This is a genomic window from Pseudomonas sp. LBUM1659 (genome assembly GCF_059716045.1).
On sequence record NZ_CP166797.1, the window covers coordinates 2,847,875 to 2,865,871 of the forward strand.

The following is a 17,997-nucleotide window of genomic DNA, read 5'->3' on the forward strand; positions in this document are numbered from 1 at the left end:
CGTACAGTAACAGCTTGTATCGACAGGAAAAAGACAGGCGGGTAATGCGCTGTTAATTGAACTTGTGCGGCCCTCGTAGCAGCAGGCTTCGCCAGCTGCCACAAGGGTTTTGGGTAAGCTCCAAGCGAAAAAAATCCCTGAAATCAGGGGCTCCTTTTAATGTGGCGAAGATACCGTCAGCACCTGCCCAGGCTTCAGCGCCTTGCCGACACGCGGGTTCCAGCGCTTGAGATGCTGCATCTCGACATTGAAACGCTTGGCGACCATGTACAACGAGTCGCCTTGCTGAACCTTGTATTGGGTCTGTGGCTTCTTTTTGTCGGCTTTACTGTTGGCGGCCACGACCGTGTTGACACGACCACTACCGCGCTTGGTGGTGTCGTGGATCACCAGCTTCTGACCCGACTTGAGGTTCTTGCCGGTCAGCTTGTTCCAGCGTTGCAGGTCTTTGACGTCGACGTCATTGGCCTTGGCGATGGTGCCGAGGCTGTCGCCGCGTTTGACCCGGTAAGTGCGCTTGACGCTGGCGATTTGAGAGTCGTCTGCGCCTTCGAAGACTGGTCTGAGTGGCTTCTTGCTGATCAACTCTTCCGGACGCATGGTCGACAGGCTGGTGGTCAACAACTGTGCTTTGGACGTTGGCACCAGCAGATGCTGGGGGCCGTCGAGGGTAGTGCGCTGTTTGAACGCCGGGTTGAGCTGGAACAGTTCGTCTTCGTCGATGTTGGCCACCGCGGCAACCGTGGACAGGTCCATGCGCTGGTTGATTTCGACGACCTTGAAGTACGGCTCGTTGGCGATCGGGCTGAGGTTCACGCCGTAGGCTTCGGGTGCCATTACCACTTGCGACAAGGCCAGCAGCTTGGGCACGTAGGCCTGTGTTTCCGACGGCAGTGGCAGGTTCCAGTAATCGGTAGGCAGGCCGAGCCTTTCGTTGCGCTCGATAGCGCGGCTGACTGTGCCTTCGCCGGCGTTGTAGGCGGCGAGGGCGAGCATCCAGTCACCGTTGAACATGTCGTGCAGGCGGGTCAGGTAATCCAGGGCCGCGGTGGTCGATGCAGTAATGTCGCGTCGGCCATCATAGGCACGGGTCTGGCGCAGGTTGTAGTACCGGCCCGTGGAAGGGATGAATTGCCAAAGACCCACCGCGTTGGCCCGGGAATAGGCCATCGGGTTGTAGGAGCTTTCAATCACCGGCAGCAACGCCAGTTCCAGCGGCATGTTGCGTTCTTCAAGGCGTTCGATGATGTAGTGAATGTACAGGCTGCCGCGCTCGCCGGCGTTTTCGAGGAAGGACGGGTTACTGGCGAACCACAGTCGCTGTTGCTCGATGCGCGGGTTGACGCCCAGGCCGTCCTGCAACTGGAAGCCCAGGCGCATGCGCTCCCAGACGTCCTGTGCAGCAAGCGGGCTTGGTTTTTCACTGAGCCAAATGGGTTTCTGTTTGGCGCGGGCGGCGATATTCGGGGTATGTGTCGCGTCGGTCTGCGGCACATGGCTGGAACAACCCGCCAGAGTGGCGGACACAGCCACCGCTATGGCTTGAGCCAAGCGGGTCAATGCGTCTGTATTGATGACTTTACTAATAGATGACGACATTGGCTGGAAGTAAGTTCCGGGCAAAAATGTCGGTCGATTCTAGAAAGCGCACCCCCTGCGGTCAACCATTCAGTATTTTCATTACAAAAGGAAGACGGCTTAGAACGTATCTTTCCAAGCCCGTAAAGCAGAAAAAACCTTACTCGGTGCCCGGTTATCGGGGCCGTTCCGTTCGTCCACTTTTTCTTTAACAGATGTTTCAGAAACACGTAAAAACGGGTTGGTGAGCTTTTCCAGGGCGAGCGTCGACGGCAAGGTCATGATCCCGGCTTCACGTTGCTGGGTTACTTTGGCCAGGCGAGCGGCGATGTCCGGATTTTCAGGCTCCACTGCGGCAGCAAATTTCAGGTTGCTCAGGGTGTATTCGTGGGTGCAATACACCAGCGTGTCTTCCGGTAATGTGGCCAGGCGTGTCAGCGAGGTGTGCATTTGTTCAGGCGTGCCTTCGAACAACCGTCCGCAACCGGCGGCAAACAGGGTGTCACCGCAGAACAACAGGCCATGATGGTAATAGGCAATGTGCCCCAGGGTATGACCAGGGACGGCGAAAACATCGAAGTCCCAGCCCAGCACGCTGATACGGTCGTTGTCCTTGAGCGCCACGTCCCGGCCCGGGATGGTTTCGCTGGCGGGGCCATAGACCTTCGCGTCGGTCGCTTTTTTCAGCCGCTCGACGCCACCGACGTGGTCATGGTGGTGATGAGTGATCAGAATATCGCTCAATACCCAACCCGGATGCGCCGCAAGCCAGGCTTGCACGGGGGCGGCATCACCCGGATCGACCACGGCGCAGCGCTGGGTGCGGTGGTCTTGTAACAACCAGATGTAGTTGTCGGTGAAGGCGGGCAGGGCACTGATCTGTATCATCGTCGAATTCGCCAAGCGGAAAACAATGGCGCATCTTAGAACTTCCTGGCGCGTTGGAGAATGCAATGACCGAAAAAGCGTTCGCTCAGGCTGATCCCGAGTGGCTGGCATTGATCAGCGCGGCCCGTGAATGGCTGTCCGGCCCAATCGGGCAATTTTTGCTGGATGAAGAAAGACGCATGCTCGAAGACGAGTTGGGGCGCTTCTTCGGTGGTTATCTGGTGCATTACGGTCCGTCGGCCCAGACGCCGCCGTCGGCGCCCCAAGTGCAGCGCAATGTGCGGCTCGGGGCGCCGTTGCCCGGTGTCGAAATCGTTTGTGAAGAACAGGCCTGGCCATTGAGCGAGCACGCCGCTGACGTAGTGGTGTTGCAGCATGGGCTGGATTTTTGCCTGTCGCCCCATGGATTGCTGCGTGAAGCGGCGAGCAGCGTGCGGCCCGGCGGGCATTTGTTGATCATCGGCATCAATCCGTGGAGCACTTGGGGCTTGCGCCATGTGTTCGCCCATGACGCCATGCGCAAGGCGCGTTGCATCTCCCCGTCGCGCGTCGCCGACTGGCTGAACCTGCTGGGTTTCGCGCTGGAGAAACGCCGCTTCGGGTGCTATCGTCCGCCGCTTGCTTCACCCGCCTGGCAGGCCCGTCTGGCCGGTTGGGAGCGCAAGGCCGGTGACTGGCAACTGTCGGGCGGCGGTTTCTATTTGTTGGTGGCACGCAAGATCGTGGTGGGCCTGCGTCCACTTCGTCAGGAACGGCGCGAACCGATGGGCAAGCTGATTCCCTTGCCGATGGCCAAGGTCAATCGTCGCCGCATCGACCCGTAATACCTTTTTAATATTCCCGGTCGGGTCAGTCCTGGCCTCGGGCATCGTCGATCTCTGATCGTCGAGCCACCGCATTTTCTGGATAGATTGGCATGAGCGATAGCGTAGAACTCTTTACCGACGGCGCCTGCAAAGGCAACCCTGGCCCTGGCGGCTGGGGCGCACTACTGGTGTGCAAAGGCGTTGAAAAGGAACTGTGGGGCGGCGAAGCCAACACCACCAACAACCGCATGGAGCTGATGGGCGCGATTCGTGGCCTCGAAGAGCTCAAGCGCTCGTGCGACGTGCTGCTGGTGACCGACTCTCAGTATGTGATGAAAGGCATCAACGAATGGATGGACAACTGGAAGAAGCGCGGCTGGAAAACGGTGGCGAAAGAGCCGGTTAAAAATGCTGACCTGTGGAAGTTGCTGGATGAGCAGGTCAATCGCCACAACGTCACGTGGAAATGGGTGCGGGGGCACATCGGTCACCACGGTAACGAACGGGCGGACCAGTTGGCCAACCGGGGTGTGGATGAAGTGCGCGGTTACAAGCAGGCTTGATTCTGTTTCTGCCGATGCATCGAGTCGCGGCATTCGCGGGCAAGTCGAATCGTCGCACCGCCGCTCCCACATTGGAACTTGGTTAAGTGTAGGAGCGGGCTTGCCCGCGGATGCCGCGACACGGTCTACCTGAAACACCCCCGGCGAGCGTGTTAACATCGCCGTTTTTACACGAATGACCCGTTGAGAGCTGAGCACTGATGGCCACCAGATCCGTAGTACTCGATACCGAAACCACCGGCATGCCGGTGACCGACGGCCACCGGATTATCGAAATCGGTTGTGTCGAGTTGATCGGTCGGCGCCTGACCGGCCGGCATTTTCACGTTTACCTGCAACCGGATCGCGAGAGTGACGAAGGCGCCATCGGCGTCCACGGCATCACCAACGAATTTCTGGTGGGTAAACCGCGTTTCACTGAAGTGGCCGATGAGTTCTTCGAGTTCATCAAAGGCGCGCAACTGATCATCCATAACGCGGCGTTCGACGTTGGTTTCATCAACAACGAATTCGCCCTGATGGGCCAGCACGATCGTGCGGACATCACGCAACACTGCTCGATTCTCGACACCTTGATGATGGCCCGGGAACGTCACCCGGGGCAGCGCAACAGCCTCGACGCCTTGTGCAAACGGTATGGCGTCGACAACTCGGGTCGAGAGCTGCACGGCGCTTTGCTCGACTCCGAAATTCTGGCTGACGTTTACCTGACCATGACCGGCGGCCAGACCAGCCTGTCGCTGGCCGGTAATGCGTCCGACGGTAATGGCTCCGGCGAAGGTGCGGATAACTCGGCCACCGAAATCCGCCGCTTGCCGACCGACCGCACACGCGCCCGCATCATCCGCGCCAGCGAAGATGACCTGGCCCAGCATGTGGCACGTCTTGAAGCCATCGCGAAAGCCGCCGGCGCCCCGTCGCTGTGGCAGCAACTCGCGGATGCCAAGGCGCAGGCCTGAAGCAGAGCGCTCATGTGTAAGGGAGCCGGCCTGTATGAGGGGCTTCCTGTTGCGAGGGAGTCGCCGCCCCGCTGGGGTGCGAAGCAGCCCTCGCTGTTTTTTCAGATAAGCAGAATTACGACTGCTGCGCAGCCGAGCGGGAGCAAGCTCCCTCGCCACAGGTAAGTCTCCTGATTATTGAAACTGATGGCCACATGATGGTGCGTCAATTGACCCACTTCAGGGCATCGGCACTCGCCACATCCGCATCAACCCTCTACCCTGAGGGTATTGGCAGGCCACGGTCTGCCGCCTCAGGACACTGAGCCCCATGTATAAAGATTTGAAGTTCCCGGTCCTGATTGTCCACCGTGACATCAAGGCCGACACCGTCGCCGGCGATCGCGTGCGGGGCATCGCCCGGGAGCTGGAGCAGGAAGGCTTCAGCATTGTTTCGGCGGTGGATTACACCGAAGGGCGGCTGGTCGCATCGACCCATCACGGCCTCTCTTGCATGTTGATTGCCGCCGAAGACGCCAGCACTGATTCGCATTTATTGCAAAACATGGCCGAGTTGATCGGTCTGGCGCGAGTGCGTGCGCCGGACCTGCCGATCTTCGCCCTCGGCGAACAAGTGACGCTGGAAAACGCGCCGGCCGATGCGATGGCCGAACTCAATCAGTTGCGCGGCATTCTTTATCTGTTCGAAGACACGGTGCCGTTCCTGGCCCGGCAAGTGGCCCGGGCGGCGCGCAAGTACCTGGACGGTCTGTTGCCGCCGTTTTTCAAGGCGCTGGTGCAACACACCGCCGATTCCAACTATTCCTGGCACACGCCGGGCCACGGCGGTGGCGTGGCATATCACAAGAGCCCGGTCGGGCAAGCGTTTCACCAGTTTTTTGGGGAAAACACCCTGCGTTCGGATTTATCCGTGTCGGTGCCCGAATTGGGCTCCTTGCTCGATCACACCGGTCCGCTGGCGGAAGCGGAAGCGCGAGCCGCACGCAATTTCGGCGCCGATCACACCTTTTTCGTGATTAATGGCACCTCGACCGCCAACAAAATCGTATGGCATTCGATGGTCGCCCGCGATGATCTGGTGCTGGTGGACCGCAACTGTCACAAGTCGGTGTTGCATTCGATCATCATGACCGGCGCGATCCCCTTGTACTTGTGCCCGGAGCGCAACGAGCTGGGGATTATCGGCCCGATTCCGTTGAGCGAATTCAGCCGCGAGTCGATTCAGGCGAAGATCGACGCCAGCCCGCTGACCAAAGGTCTCGCGCCCAAGGTCAAATTAGCGGTCATCACCAACTCGACCTATGACGGCCTTTGCTACAACGCGGAGTTGATCAAGCAGAGCCTGGGCAACAGCGTCGAGGTGCTGCATTTCGACGAGGCCTGGTACGCCTACGCGGCGTTCCATGAGTTTTTCGCCGGGCGTTACGGCATGGGCACCTCCCGCAGCGAAGACAGTCCGCTGGTGTTCACCACGCATTCCACGCACAAGTTGCTGGCAGCGTTCAGTCAGGCCTCGATGATTCATGTTCAGGATGGCGGCGCACGTCAATTGGACCGCGACCGCTTCAACGAAGCGTTCATGATGCACATCTCCACGTCGCCGCAGTACAGCATCATTGCGTCGCTGGACGTGGCTTCGGCGATGATGGAAGGTCCGGCCGGGCGTTCCCTGTTACAGGAGATGTTCGACGAGGCCCTGAGTTTTCGTCGCGCCCTGGCCAATTTGCGACAGCACATTGCGGCGGATGACTGGTGGTTTTCCATCTGGCAGCCGCCGTCGGTGGAAGGCATCGATCGTGTGGTCACCGAAGACTGGCTGCTGCAACCCGATGCCGACTGGCATGGCTTTGGCGGCGTGACCGACGATTACGTGTTGCTCGATCCGATCAAAGTCACCTTGGTGATGCCCGGCCTGACCGCCGGCGGCGCGCTGAGCGAACGCGGGATTCCGGCGGCCGTGGTCAGTAAATTCCTCTGGGAGCGCGGGTTGGTGGTCGAAAAGACCGGGCTGTATTCGTTCCTGGTGCTGTTCTCGATGGGCATCACCAAAGGCAAATGGAGCACGCTGTTGACCGAGTTGCTGGAGTTCAAGCGCAGCTACGATGCCAACGTCAGCCTGGCAACTTGCCTGCCCTGTGTGGCGCAACAGAGCGTCGGGCGTTATCAAGGCATGGGCTTGCGCGATTTGTGCGATCAATTGCACGCCTGCTATCGCAGCAATGCCACGGCCAAACACCTCAAGCGCATGTACACCGTGCTGCCGGAAATCGTCATGAAGCCGGCCGACGCCTATGATCATTTGGTGCGGGGCGAGGTAGAGGCGGTGTCGATCGATGCGCTGGACGGGCGGATCGCTGCGGTGATGCTGGTTCCGTATCCGCCGGGCATTCCGTTGATCATGCCGGGCGAGCGGTTCACCGAGGCGACCCGGTCAATCATCGACTACCTTTCATTTGCACGCACGTTTGATAGCAGTTTCCCCGGATTCGTCGTCGATGTGCATGGCTTGCAACACGAAGACGAGGGCAATGGACGGCACTACACCGTCGATTGCATCAAGGAATGAGGACCTTTCCCAGTATGCAACCTGTCATTAATCCCAAATACCCCGGCCTTTCGGTGCGTGTTGCCGATGACGGCTTCGCGGCCTATATCTGGGGCAGTGATTTCAGCTTTGAAGTCGCCGCCTACGGCACCGCCGAAATGGGCAAACCGGTCGAGCAATGGCCGATTACGCCGATAACCCCTTATCGAAAGTGTTACGGCATCGACCCTGAAGAGTTCAGCAGTTTTCGCGACGCCGCCGACAGTGCGATTTTCATGGCCTATCTCGATGATGAGCCCGTCGGCCATCTGGTGGTCAGCACCAACTGGAACGGCTTTGCCCATATCGACGAACTGGCGGTGCATGCTCCGGCGCGGCACCATGGCGTGGCCAGAGCGTTGCTGGAGGTGGCTCAGTTCTGGAGTCGCAAGAAAAAACTGCCGGGCATCATGCTTGAAACCCAGAACAACAACCTGGGCGCCTGCCGGCTTTATGAGCGGTGTGGTTATGTGATTGGCGGGATCGATCATCTGCGCTATCGCGGGATCGATCCGAACACCGCCGAAGTGGCGCTGTTTTGGTATCGCTTGTTCGATAATTCGCTGGAAGACCCGCTCAATTCGCCAGCATCGCCGCGGCTTGTTCCGTAATGATGTCCAGCAATGCGTGAACGGCGGCGGATGGTTCGCCGTTTTTCAGGGTCAGGGCGTAGAGGCTGACTGGCACTGCCGGCGCCAGCGGGCAAACATCCAGTCCGCTGGATTTGGCGCCAAGGGCGGTAAACGGGTCGACAATCGCCAGGCCTTCACCGGCCTCGACCATGCTGCGCATCATCTGATGCGTCTGCACCCTGATATGCACGAGCGGGGCCGGGCGCAAGGCCTGTAATTTGTTCTCGAGTGCCGGGCTCAGCGGGTCGTGGCCTTCCAGGCCGACCATCGACTGGCCCGCCAGATCCTGCAACGAAATGTATTTCTGCTTGGGCTGCAGCCAGCCATGGGGCGCCAGGAGCTGGAGCTTGCCCTGGGCAATCACCTGGCAATGGATGTCGGCGTGGTCGGGATCCTGCAGGCTCAACCCCAGATCGCTTTCGCGCAACAACAGGGTTTTGATGATCTCGCGGGTTGGGTGGCTCAGCAGGCTGCAGGGTGCATCGGGCAGGCGTCGGCGCAGAGCGGCGATGCTCTGAGGCAACAATCGTTGGGCCAGTGGCGGGGTGCAGGTGATGCGCAGGGGCGGTGCCTGGTATTGCTTGAGGCTGGCGGCCAGGCGCTGAACGGGTTCAAGCGCTTCGTAGACGTGGGCGATTTCGACTTGTAGCTCCCGCGCTTCGCGGGTCGCCTGCAAGCGTCCGCGCACGCTGGAAAACAGCATGAAACCCAACTGACCCTCGGCCTCGCGCAAAATGCCTTCAACCTCGGCCACCGGCAACTGCAGCCATTCGGCGGCGGTGCCCAGGTGACCGGTCTGCACAAGCGCGTGGATCACTTCGATGTGGCGTAAACGCATGCGTGAAGTCCATGTTCGGCAGGTGAGGGAATCAGTGACTGAATCCTAACTCAAGTGCGTCCATATGACTTCTGCTCATAACGCGGGGTTATGACGCGACGTTGGCTACTGGCACGCTGCCGACAAAGGTGTCGGGTTCGCGCACTATCGTCACGTCCGATTGAACCAGCAGAAACTGGTTGTCATCAAGCTTCTTGACGCGGTCGCCTATGGCCAGTTTGTAGGTGGTGACGGGCTCCGTGCTGCCGAAACCGTCTGCCGACGGGGTGGATTCCTGGAATTCATGCACGGAATAAACGCGGCCTTCCGCATCTCTTGCGTGGAACTGACCGACAAGTACTGCTGCCATCTGTTTAGAACCTCTGGAGATAAATCACTCAAATTTCGGTTCTGTAGACCGTGCTTGGGCGAAGTAAGTTTTCCTGCAAGAAAAAAATAGTCAGGGGCAGTGAAATTCAACAGCCCGCTGGGTGATTCGTCATCTATAACTACAAGCTCTTTCCATCGGACAGTCGAGACATCCTCCATGAGCAACGTCTATACGATCGCCGTAATAGTCGGCAGCTTGAGAAAGGCATCGATCAATCGCAAGGTGGCACTGGCGCTGGCCGACCTTGCTCCCGCCAATCTCAAACTTCAAATCGTCGAAATTGGTGACTTGCCACTCTACAACGAAGACATCGATGGTGCTTCACCGCCGGCAGCCTACAGCACTTTCCGACAACAAGTACGTTCATCCGACGCAGTGCTGTTCGTCACCCCGGAATACAACCGTTCGGTGCCGGCGCCTTTGAAGAATGCCATCGACGTGGGATCGCGGCCGTATGGCCAGAGTGCATGGAGTGGCAAGCCGGGCGCAATCATCAGTGTTTCGCCGGGTGCTGTTGGCGGGTTTGGCGCCAACCATCACTTGCGTCAGTCCATGGTATTTCTGGATGTGCCGTGCATGCAGCAGCCGGAAGCCTACCTCAGTGGTGCCGGTTCAGCGTTCGACGAGGCAGGAAAACTCTCCGAGTCGGTCAAACCGTTTTTGCTGAAATTCATCAACGCCTACGGCCAATGGGTCGAACAACACAAAAAGGCGTAACAAACACTACCCCTCCCTGTAGGAGCAGGCCCGCTCCTACATTTGATCTCCTTATGGCGCATATCCAGTGTAGGAGCGGGCTTGCCCGCGAAGGGGTCATATCTGCCACCACACCTCTCAACCACTACCCGGCACATTCGGCCAAAGATCCGCCACCAGAAACAACCGTTCCGCTTCCTCCCATTCCCCCTCGGCATTCTCGACCAGGCGCACCATCAATTGCGCGGGCGCCAAGGGCTCCAGTCCATTGAGCCACGCACTCAATTGCTCGCCATTCCAGGTCTGCTCCACGGGATAATGCGCCGGCGCCAGCCAGGCATGGCGGGGCAGGGGTTGCCAGCGACCGAAGGGGCGCTGCACGACAAAGTCTGCCCAGTCTTTCTGATGCAGCCAGCTACCGCGCAAATGCTGCGGATGCGCACCGCCGGGTGGCGCGGCGCGTCCCGGCCACGGATACAGCAGGTAACCGCCGAGCCACAAATGTGCACTGAACTGCTGGATATCCAGGGCCGCCAGCACTTCGCGACTTTCGCTGCGGGCAGAAATGGGCAATTGATGTTGAGCCAGGTGTGCCAGTTTGCGGTCCAGCCGATCATGACAACCGGGGCCGAGCCACTGCGCAGTGTCATGCCCGTCGCCGTTTTGCGGCCCGAGATAGAGCTTGATCGCCAGTTCCAGGTGGTGCACGCCGTCGCGGTCGCGCAGCAGCATGTCCAATTCGCCCAGCGTGTGGCCTTCACGGCGGATCGGCAGGTTGGCGGCAATCAGCTCGATCCCCGGCGCGTGACGCACCGCGTACTGCCACAGGCGCTCGTAATACAGACCCAGACGCCGGGTGCGGGCCTGGGACAGCCAGTGCAGCAAGTCATAGCTGTCACGGTCCAGTTGCCGCAGCCAGCGCTCCAGGCGCTCCGGCTCTTGCACCCATTCGCTGCCGGCCAACGGATGGCGTTGCGGCCACGGCGTATCGACGAGCATCGGCGGCGCGAGGATGACCCAAGCCAGGTCGCGCACTTCGGGGTGGCGCAACTGATGGGGCAACGAAAGCAAATCGGGAAATAGGATCATCTTGCGAGCATAGCCCTAAACCTGAGTACACCCTTGTGGCTGAAAGGATTTTGTCTATCCCGCGCTTTCGCCCATAATCGTCTTTTTCGCCGTCCTCGCAGGAACCCCATGGAGCAATTTCGTAATATCGGCATCATCGGTCGCCTGGGCAGTTCTCAGGTGCTGGATACCGTCCGCCGACTGAAACGGTTTCTGCTCGATCGTCACTTGCACGTGATCCTCGAAGACACCATCGCCGAAGTCCTTCCCGGTCATGGCCTGCAAACCTCGTCACGCAAGATGCTCGGCGAAGTGTGTGACATGGTGATTGTGGTCGGCGGTGACGGCAGCCTCCTGGGCGCCGCCAGGGCGCTGGCCAAGCACAATATTCCGGTGCTCGGCATCAACCGTGGCAGCCTCGGTTTCCTGACCGATATTCGCCCCGACGAGCTGGAAGTCAAAGTCGCCGAAGTGCTCGACGGCCACTACCTGGTGGAAAACCGCTTTCTGCTGCAAGCCGAAGTCCGCCGTCACGCCGAGGCCATCGGTCAGGGCGATGCCCTCAATGACGTGGTGCTGCATCCCGGCAAATCGACGCGAATGATCGAGTTCGAACTGTACATCGACGGCCAGTTCGTGTGCAGCCAGAAGGCCGACGGCCTGATCGTCGCGACGCCCACCGGTTCGACCGCCTACGCGCTGTCGGCGGGCGGACCGATCATGCATCCCAAGCTCGACGCTATTGTGATTGTGCCGATGTACCCCCATACCTTGTCGGGCAGGCCGATTGTGGTCGATGGCAACAGTGAGCTGAAAATCGTCGTGTCCAAAGATATGCAGATTTACCCGCAAGTCTCCTGTGACGGGCAGAACCACTTCACCTGCGCCCCCGGCGACACCATCACCATCAGCAAGAAAGCGCAGAAGCTGCGGCTGATTCATCCGCTTGACCACAACTACTATGAAGTCTGCCGGACCAAACTCGGTTGGGGCAGTCGATTGGGTGGTGGAGGCGACTGATGCTCGATCCCGCGCGTAGCTACGACCTGATCGGTGACGTGCACGGTTGCGCTCTGACCCTTGAGCACTTGCTCGACCGGCTCGGTTACCAGAAACAACGCGGCGTCTGGCGACATCCATCACGGATGGCCGTGTTTGTGGGCGACATCATTGATCGCGGCCCGCGAATTCGCGAGGCGCTGCACATCGTCCATGACATGGTCGAGGCCGGCCAGGCGCTGTGCATCATGGGCAATCATGAATTCAACGCGCTGGGTTGGAGCACGCCAGCGCCACCGGGCAGCGGCAAGCAGTTCGTCCGTGAACACACGCCGCGCCATGCCCGGTTGCTGGGCGAAACCCTGACCCAGTTCGAAGACCATCCTGGGGACTGGCATGACTTCCTGCAATGGTTCTACGAGTTGCCACTGTTCGTCGACGCCGGCCGCTTCCGGGTGGTGCATGCATGCTGGGATTCGGGCCTGATCGAGCCGTTGCGCTCGCTGTTCTCCAATGGCTGCGTCGATGAGCATTTCCTCCAGGCGTCGGCCGTGCCGGGCAGTTTCGCCTGCACCGTCTTTGACCGGCTGCTGCGCGGCACCGACATGCGCTTGCCCCATGGCCTGACCATGACCAGCGGCGACGGCCTGGTGCGCTCGTTCTTCCGCACCAAATTCTGGGAAGACGACCCGCAAACCTACGGAGACATTGTGTTTCAACCTGACGCATTGCCCGAGCCAGTGGCGCAGACGCCCCTGACGTCCACGGAAAAAAACACCTTGCTGCGTTACGGCGTCGATGAGCCACTGTTGTTCGTCGGCCACTACTGGCGCAGCGGCAAACCGGTGCCGATTCGCCCGAATCTGGCCTGCCTGGATTACAGCGCCGTGCTCTACGGCAAACTGGTCGCCTATCGGCTGGATCAGGAAACCCGACTCGATCCGAATAAATTTGTCTGGGTCGATGTCGAACGGCCGGAGGTGCTGCAATGAGTGCTGTTGCCGTATTGCGTCTGCCGCTGGCGGTGGACTTGAGCGGGTTCGTCAAACTGCTGCAACGCATGCAGGTGCCGCATCGCGTCAGCGAAGAGTCGGGCGAACAGGTGCTCTGGGTGCCGGCCAACATCAGCGAGGACGTGCTTTCGCTGTACGAACGCTTTCCCGCCGGTGACCCCGATCAGCAGCTGGACATTCCGGCGGTGCAAACCATCCAGCGCCCCGGTTTCGTCGAGCAGCTGCGCTACGCCAAGGCGACAGCGCTGGTTTTGCTGCTGAGCATCCTCGTCGGCGCGGTGACGCTGCTGGGCGAAAACCTTGACACGATGCGCTGGCTGACCTTCCTCGATTTTCGCGTGGTCGGCGAGTACATCCATTTCGTGCCAGTGGCTGACAGCCTGGCGGCGGGGCAGTGGTGGCGACTGATGACGCCGATGCTGATCCACTTCGGCATCCTGCACCTGGGCATGAACGGCATGTGGTATTGGGAGCTGGGCCGGCGCATCGAGTCGCGCCAGGGCAGCATCAACCTGATCGGCCTGACGTTGCTCTTCAGCCTCGTTTCCAACTGCGCCCAGTATTATTTCAGCGGCCCTACCTTGTTCGGTGGGTTGTCCGGCGTGCTGTACGGCCTGCTCGGACATTGCTGGATCTTCCAGCTGTTGGCGCCGAACCCGGCTTATCGCCTGCCGCGCGGCGTGTTGGTGATGATGCTGGTGTGGCTGGTGCTGTGTCTGTCCGGGCTGGTCTCGATGATCGGCTTCGGTGAAATTGCCAACGCAGCCCATGTCAGCGGGTTACTCATCGGATGCTTCACCGGTTTGTTGGGTGGTTTGTACAACCGCCGTAAACTGGCCGCCTAAAACAGTTTATGTATTAAAGAGCGCGGAGACCTTGATGTCCTCTTTTAACGAAATGATCCAAAACATCACCCCCGATATCTACCAGAGCCTGAAACTGGCGGTGGAAATCGGCAAATGGTCCGACGGTGGCAAACTCACCGCCGAACAACGCGAGCTGTCGCTGCAAGCGATGATCGCCTGGGAAATCCAGAACCTGCCCGAAGAAGAGCGTACCGGTTACATGGGCCCGCAGGAGTGCAGTTCGAAGTCGATCAGCGTGCCGAACATCCTGTTCAAGTCGGAAGCCATCCATTGATCGAGATTGGCCGCGGTGCAATCAGCAAAATGTCGGCCCGCCTTGACGGGTCCGACGTGCAGTACGCGTTTCGTCTGGGCGACCTCGAGGTGCCAGTCAATCCAATGATCGGGACCACCGTGCGCCTGGATTACCTGGGGGCGATTCATTGCACCCATTGCGGACGCAAGACAAAAACCAGTTTCAGCCAGGGCTACTGCTACCCCTGCATGACCAAACTGGCGCAGTGCGACATCTGCATCATGAGCCCGGAGCGTTGCCACTTCGACGCCGGCACTTGCCGTGAGCCGGAGTGGGGCCAGACGTTTTGCATGACCGATCACATCGTCTATCTGTCCAACTCGTCGGGGGTGAAAGTCGGGATTACCCGCGCCACCCAGCTACCGACCCGCTGGATCGATCAAGGCGCTCGTCAGGCGTTGCCGATCGTGCGGGTGTCGACCCGTCAGCAGTCGGGTTTCGTCGAAGACCTGTTTCGCAGTCAGGTGGCGGACAAGACCAACTGGCGTGCCTTGCTCAAGGGCGAAGCGGTGTCGGTGAACCTGGCCGAGGTCCGCGATCAGTTGTTCGACCGCTGCGCCGAGGGCCTGCAAACCTTGCAGGAACGATTTGGACTACAAGCCATTCAGACGATTGCCAACGTAGAAACCCTTGAGATCCGCTATCCGGTCGAGCAATACCCGGCCAAAATCGTCAGCTTCAACCTGGACAAGAATCCGATTGCCGAAGGCACGCTGCTGGGGGTCAAGGGTCAATACCTGATCTTCGACACCGGCGTGATCAATATTCGTAAATACACGGCTTATCAGCTCGCCGTGCATCAGTAAGGACTCCAGCATGCGCACCGAACAACCGAAGATGATTTACCTGAAAGACTATCAGGCGCCTGAGTACCTGATCGACGAGACGCACCTGACCTTCGAGTTGTTCGAGGACCACAGCCTGGTCCATGCGCAACTGGTGATGCGCCGCAATCCCGAGCGCGGCCCCGGCCTGCCGCCGCTGGTGCTGGACGGTCAGCAACTGGAGCTGCTGTCGGTGACCCTGGCCGACCGCGAGCTGAGCGAAAGCGACGATCAGCTGACGGGCTATCAGTTAACAGAGCAGCACCTGACCCTGCACCCGACCAGCACCACGTTCACGGTCGATACCAGCGTCAAGATCCACCCGGAAACCAACACCGCGCTGGAAGGCCTGTACAAATCCAGCGGCATGTTCTGCACCCAGTGCGAGGCCGAAGGCTTCCGCAAGATCACCTATTACCTCGACCGCCCGGACGTGATGAGCAAGTTCACCACGACGGTCGTCGCCGAGCAGCACAGCTATCCGGTGCTGCTATCCAACGGTAACCCGATTGCTTCGGGCCCCGGCGAAGACGGCCGGCACTGGGCGACCTGGGAAGACCCGTTCATGAAGCCTGCGTACCTGTTCGCGCTGGTGGCCGGTGATTTGTGGTGCGTTGAAGACACCTTCACCACCATGACCGAGCGTTCCGTGGCGTTGCGCATCTACGTCGAGCCGGAAAACATCGACAAGTGCCAGCACGCCATGAACAGCCTGAAGAAGTCGATGCGCTGGGATGAAGAGGTTTACGGTCGCGAGTACGATCTGGACATCTTCATGATCGTCGCGGTCAACGACTTCAACATGGGCGCAATGGAGAACAAGGGCCTCAACATCTTCAACTCCAGCGCCGTGCTGGCCCGCGCCGAAACCGCAACCGACGCCGCTCACCAGCGTGTCGAAGCCATCGTCGCCCACGAATACTTCCACAACTGGTCGGGCAACCGCGTGACCTGCCGCGACTGGTTCCAGCTGTCGCTCAAGGAAGGCTTCACGGTGTTCCGCGATGCCGGGTTCTCCTCGGACATGAACTCGGCCACGGTCAAGCGCATTCAGGACGTGGCGTACCTGCGCACGCACCAGTTCGCCGAAGACGCCGGTCCCATGGCCCACGCCGTGCGGCCGGACAGTTTTATCGAGATTTCCAACTTCTACACCCTGACCGTGTACGAAAAAGGCTCGGAAGTGGTCGGCATGATTCATACCCTGCTCGGGGCCGAAGGCTTCCGCAAAGGCAGCGACCTGTATTTCGATCGCCACGACGGCCAGGCCGTAACCTGTGATGACTTCATCAAAGCCATGGAAGATGCCAACGGTGTCGACCTGACCCAGTTCAAACGCTGGTACAGCCAGGCGGGTACGCCGCGGTTGGCGGTGAGCGAGTCTTACGACGCAGCGGCGAAAACCTACAGCCTGACGTTCCGTCAAAGCTGCCCGGCAACCCCGGACAAGGTTGAAAAACTGCCGTTTGTGATTCCTGTGGCGTTGGGCCTGCTGGACTCCAAAGGCGCGGCGATTGCCTTGCGTCTTGCCGGCGAAGCCAGCGCTCAGGGCGCGTCGCGGGTGATCTCGGTGACCGAAGCCGAGCAGACATTCACCTTCGTCGACATCGCTGAACAACCGCTGCCTTCGTTGCTGCGTGGTTTCTCGGCGCCGGTCAAACTGAGCTTTCCATACAACCGCGATCAACTGATGTTCCTGATGCAGCATGACAGCGACGGTTTCAACCGTTGGGATGCCGGCCAGCAGTTGTCGGTGCAAGTGCTGCAAGAACTGATTGCCCAGCATCAGGCGGGTGAAACGCTGGTGCTGGATCAGCGCCTGATTTCTGCCCTGCGCACGGTGCTGTCGGACGAGACGCTGGATCAGGCCATGGTCGCGGAAATGCTTTCGTTGCCGGGTGAGGCGTATCTGACTGAAATCAGTGAAGTGGCTGATGTCGATGCAATTCACACCGCCCGTGAGTTTGCTCGCAAGCAATTGGCTGACGGGTTGTTCGAAGCGTTGTGGCTGCGTTATCAGGCTAATCGCGAACTGTCGAAGAAAACCCCTTACGTGGCCGAGGCCGAGCACTTCGCTCGTCGCGCGTTGCAGAACATTGCGCTGTCGTACCTGATGCTCAGCGGCAAACCGCAAGTCTTGGCGGCGACGCTTGAGCAATTCGAAACCAGCGACAACATGACCGAGCGCCTGACCGCGCTGGCGGTGTTGGTTAATTCGCCGTTTGAAGAAGAGAAGGCCAAGGCGCTGGTGAGTTTTGCCGAGCACTTCAAGGACAATCCGCTGGTCATGGACCAGTGGTTCAGTGTTCAGGCGGGCAGCACGTTGCCGGGTGGTCTGGAGCGGGTGCGTCAGTTGATGCAGCATCCGGCCTTCAACATGAAGAACCCGAACAAGGTTCGCGCGCTGGTCGGTGCGTTTGCCGGGCAGAACCTGATCAACTTCCATTCGGCGGATGGCTCGGGGTATCGCTTCCTCGCGGATCTGGTGATTGAGTTGAACGGGTTCAATCCGCAGATCGCTTCCCGGCAATTGGCGCCGCTGACTCGCTGGCGCAAATACGACGATGCGCGTCAGGCGTTGATGAAAGGCGAGCTGGAGCGCATTCGTGCTTCGGGTCAGCTGTCCAGCGATGTGTTTGAAGTGGTCAGCAAAAGCCTGGCCTGAGTCTGGCCTTTCTCCCGCAGGGTTCACTCGGGCCCTGTAGGAGCTGGCTTGCCAGCGAAGGCGGCCTGACAGCCGACCATTCTTTTCCTCGGTGTACATATCCATTCCTGCGGTAACGGCCGCTAATGGTTTCGCTCTTACAGCGAGTCCCTTTTGGCAAACGCCCCAAAAGGAACCAAAAGGTCTCGCCCCGAGCGTCCGGCCCCTCGCTTGGGCTCGGCGTTCCTTCGCTCCGGTATCCATCCGGGGACACTGCCCTCCGGTCGGCTTCGCTTCGACCTACATGCAGCGTGTTCGACTGCGTCGAACGGCGCTACGCGCCACTCCCCGGATGAACACCTCCACTCAGCCTC

General features: G+C 59.7%; 17 protein-coding genes. 12 read left to right on the plus strand and 5 right to left on the minus strand.

What is annotated here, in order from left to right; translation table 11 throughout:
* Positions 1–156: 156 nt before the first annotated feature.
* The gene (locus tag ACA048_RS12960) at positions 157–1,599 is read right to left on the minus strand and encodes a transglycosylase SLT domain-containing protein (RefSeq protein ID WP_497629464.1); all 1,443 of its coding nucleotides are present in this window, start codon (positions 1,597–1,599) and stop codon (positions 157–159) included.
* Positions 1,600–1,698: 99 nt separating this feature from the next.
* A complete protein-coding gene (gene gloB / locus ACA048_RS12965) occupies positions 1,699–2,466 on the minus strand; it encodes a hydroxyacylglutathione hydrolase (RefSeq protein WP_497629465.1) in 768 nt (255 codons plus the stop codon).
* Positions 2,467–2,531: 65 nt separating this feature from the next.
* Between gloB and ACA048_RS12970 the strand changes: the two genes are divergently transcribed.
* The 5 genes from ACA048_RS12970 to ACA048_RS12990 all read left to right on the plus strand — a co-directional run bounded on the left by ACA048_RS12970 (position 2,532) and on the right by ACA048_RS12990 (position 7,989).
* Positions 2,532–3,290, plus strand: coding sequence for a methyltransferase domain-containing protein (locus tag ACA048_RS12970; protein WP_497629466.1), 759 nt, complete (start codon positions 2,532–2,534; stop codon positions 3,288–3,290).
* Between the two features lie 92 nt (positions 3,291–3,382).
* A complete protein-coding gene (rnhA, locus tag ACA048_RS12975) occupies positions 3,383–3,835 on the plus strand; it encodes a ribonuclease HI (protein WP_497629467.1) in 453 nt (150 codons plus the stop codon).
* 200 nt (positions 3,836–4,035) lie between these two features.
* Positions 4,036–4,794: a DNA polymerase III subunit epsilon gene (dnaQ, locus tag ACA048_RS12980; RefSeq protein ID WP_497629468.1), complete on the plus strand. Its 759-nt coding sequence runs from the start codon at positions 4,036–4,038 to the stop codon at positions 4,792–4,794.
* Between the two features lie 310 nt (positions 4,795–5,104).
* Complete coding sequence (locus ACA048_RS12985; RefSeq protein ID WP_497629469.1) at positions 5,105–7,360, plus strand: Orn/Lys/Arg family decarboxylase; 2,256 nt, start codon at positions 5,105–5,107, stop codon at positions 7,358–7,360.
* A 14-nt stretch (positions 7,361–7,374) separates the two neighbouring features.
* A complete protein-coding gene (locus ACA048_RS12990) occupies positions 7,375–7,989 on the plus strand; it encodes a GNAT family N-acetyltransferase (protein ID WP_497629470.1) in 615 nt (204 codons plus the stop codon).
* On the opposite strand, the gene ACA048_RS12995 is transcribed toward ACA048_RS12990, so the two are convergent.
* Positions 7,955–8,848 (minus strand): LysR family transcriptional regulator, encoded by an 894-nt coding sequence (locus ACA048_RS12995; RefSeq protein WP_497629471.1) that lies wholly within the window; start codon positions 8,846–8,848, stop codon positions 7,955–7,957. The genes ACA048_RS12990 and ACA048_RS12995 overlap by 35 nt on opposite strands.
* Before the next feature lie 88 nt (positions 8,849–8,936).
* Positions 8,937–9,197: a hypothetical protein gene (locus ACA048_RS13000; protein WP_489337201.1), complete on the minus strand. Its 261-nt coding sequence runs from the start codon at positions 9,195–9,197 to the stop codon at positions 8,937–8,939.
* 177 nt (positions 9,198–9,374) lie between these two features.
* Here ACA048_RS13000 and ACA048_RS13005 point away from each other — a divergent pair, with 177 nt between their 5' ends.
* Positions 9,375–9,935, plus strand: coding sequence for an NADPH-dependent FMN reductase (locus tag ACA048_RS13005; protein ID WP_497629472.1), 561 nt, complete (start codon positions 9,375–9,377; stop codon positions 9,933–9,935).
* 117 nt (positions 9,936–10,052) lie between these two features.
* Here the strand turns inward: ACA048_RS13005 and ACA048_RS13010 are convergent, their stop codons facing one another.
* A complete protein-coding gene (locus ACA048_RS13010) occupies positions 10,053–11,003 on the minus strand; it encodes a DUF1853 family protein (protein ID WP_497629473.1) in 951 nt (316 codons plus the stop codon).
* A gap of 108 nt (positions 11,004–11,111) precedes the next feature.
* On the opposite strand from ACA048_RS13010, the gene ACA048_RS13015 reads away from it, so the two are divergent.
* From ACA048_RS13015 to pepN, 6 genes are read left to right on the plus strand one after another with little or no spacing between them, the layout of a single operon-like run.
* Positions 11,112–12,002: an NAD(+) kinase gene (locus ACA048_RS13015; RefSeq protein WP_027923400.1), complete on the plus strand. Its 891-nt coding sequence runs from the start codon at positions 11,112–11,114 to the stop codon at positions 12,000–12,002.
* Positions 12,002–12,973: a metallophosphoesterase gene (locus ACA048_RS13020; RefSeq protein WP_497629474.1), complete on the plus strand. Its 972-nt coding sequence runs from the start codon at positions 12,002–12,004 to the stop codon at positions 12,971–12,973. The genes ACA048_RS13015 and ACA048_RS13020 overlap by 1 nt, the downstream gene beginning before the upstream one ends.
* Positions 12,970–13,839 (plus strand): rhomboid family intramembrane serine protease, encoded by an 870-nt coding sequence (locus ACA048_RS13025; protein WP_497629475.1) that lies wholly within the window; start codon positions 12,970–12,972, stop codon positions 13,837–13,839. Before ACA048_RS13020 ends, ACA048_RS13025 begins: the two co-directional genes overlap by 4 nt.
* Positions 13,840–13,873: 34 nt before the next feature.
* The gene (locus tag ACA048_RS13030; RefSeq protein ID WP_497629476.1) at positions 13,874–14,134 is read left to right on the plus strand and encodes a YeaC family protein; all 261 of its coding nucleotides are present in this window, start codon (positions 13,874–13,876) and stop codon (positions 14,132–14,134) included.
* Positions 14,131–14,961, plus strand: a complete 831-nt coding sequence (locus tag ACA048_RS13035; RefSeq protein WP_497629477.1) for a DUF2797 domain-containing protein — start codon at positions 14,131–14,133, stop codon at positions 14,959–14,961. The genes ACA048_RS13030 and ACA048_RS13035 overlap by 4 nt, the downstream gene beginning before the upstream one ends.
* A gap of 10 nt (positions 14,962–14,971) precedes the next feature.
* Positions 14,972–17,644: an aminopeptidase N gene (gene pepN / locus ACA048_RS13040; protein ID WP_497629478.1), complete on the plus strand. Its 2,673-nt coding sequence runs from the start codon at positions 14,972–14,974 to the stop codon at positions 17,642–17,644.
* Positions 17,645–17,997 lie beyond the last annotated feature (353 nt).

Bases quoted from the DNA above. Each gene is read 5' to 3' on its own strand.
- ACA048_RS13020 (WP_497629474.1), top strand. From the start codon at position 12,002: ATGCTCGATCCCGCGCGTAGCTACGACCTGATCGGTGACGTGCACGGT.
- ACA048_RS13005 (WP_497629472.1), top strand. From the start codon at position 9,375: ATGAGCAACGTCTATACGATCGCCGTAATAGTCGGCAGCTTGAGAAAG.
- ACA048_RS13000 (WP_489337201.1), bottom strand. From the start codon at position 9,197: ATGGCAGCAGTACTTGTCGGTCAGTTCCACGCAAGAGATGCGGAAGGC.
- gloB (WP_497629465.1), bottom strand. From the start codon at position 2,466: ATGATACAGATCAGTGCCCTGCCCGCCTTCACCGACAACTACATCTGG.
- ACA048_RS13015 (WP_027923400.1), top strand. From the start codon at position 11,112: ATGGAGCAATTTCGTAATATCGGCATCATCGGTCGCCTGGGCAGTTCT.
- ACA048_RS12960 (WP_497629464.1), bottom strand. From the start codon at position 1,599: ATGTCGTCATCTATTAGTAAAGTCATCAATACAGACGCATTGACCCGC.
- ACA048_RS12995 (WP_497629471.1), bottom strand. From the start codon at position 8,848: ATGCGTTTACGCCACATCGAAGTGATCCACGCGCTTGTGCAGACCGGT.
- ACA048_RS13030 (WP_497629476.1), top strand. From the start codon at position 13,874: ATGTCCTCTTTTAACGAAATGATCCAAAACATCACCCCCGATATCTAC.
- ACA048_RS12970 (WP_497629466.1), top strand. From the start codon at position 2,532: ATGACCGAAAAAGCGTTCGCTCAGGCTGATCCCGAGTGGCTGGCATTG.
- ACA048_RS12985 (WP_497629469.1), top strand. From the start codon at position 5,105: ATGTATAAAGATTTGAAGTTCCCGGTCCTGATTGTCCACCGTGACATC.
- ACA048_RS13010 (WP_497629473.1), bottom strand. From the start codon at position 11,003: ATGATCCTATTTCCCGATTTGCTTTCGTTGCCCCATCAGTTGCGCCAC.
- ACA048_RS12990 (WP_497629470.1), top strand. From the start codon at position 7,375: ATGCAACCTGTCATTAATCCCAAATACCCCGGCCTTTCGGTGCGTGTT.
- dnaQ (WP_497629468.1), top strand. From the start codon at position 4,036: ATGGCCACCAGATCCGTAGTACTCGATACCGAAACCACCGGCATGCCG.
- ACA048_RS13025 (WP_497629475.1), top strand. From the start codon at position 12,970: ATGAGTGCTGTTGCCGTATTGCGTCTGCCGCTGGCGGTGGACTTGAGC.
- pepN (WP_497629478.1), top strand. From the start codon at position 14,972: ATGCGCACCGAACAACCGAAGATGATTTACCTGAAAGACTATCAGGCG.
- rnhA (WP_497629467.1), top strand. From the start codon at position 3,383: ATGAGCGATAGCGTAGAACTCTTTACCGACGGCGCCTGCAAAGGCAAC.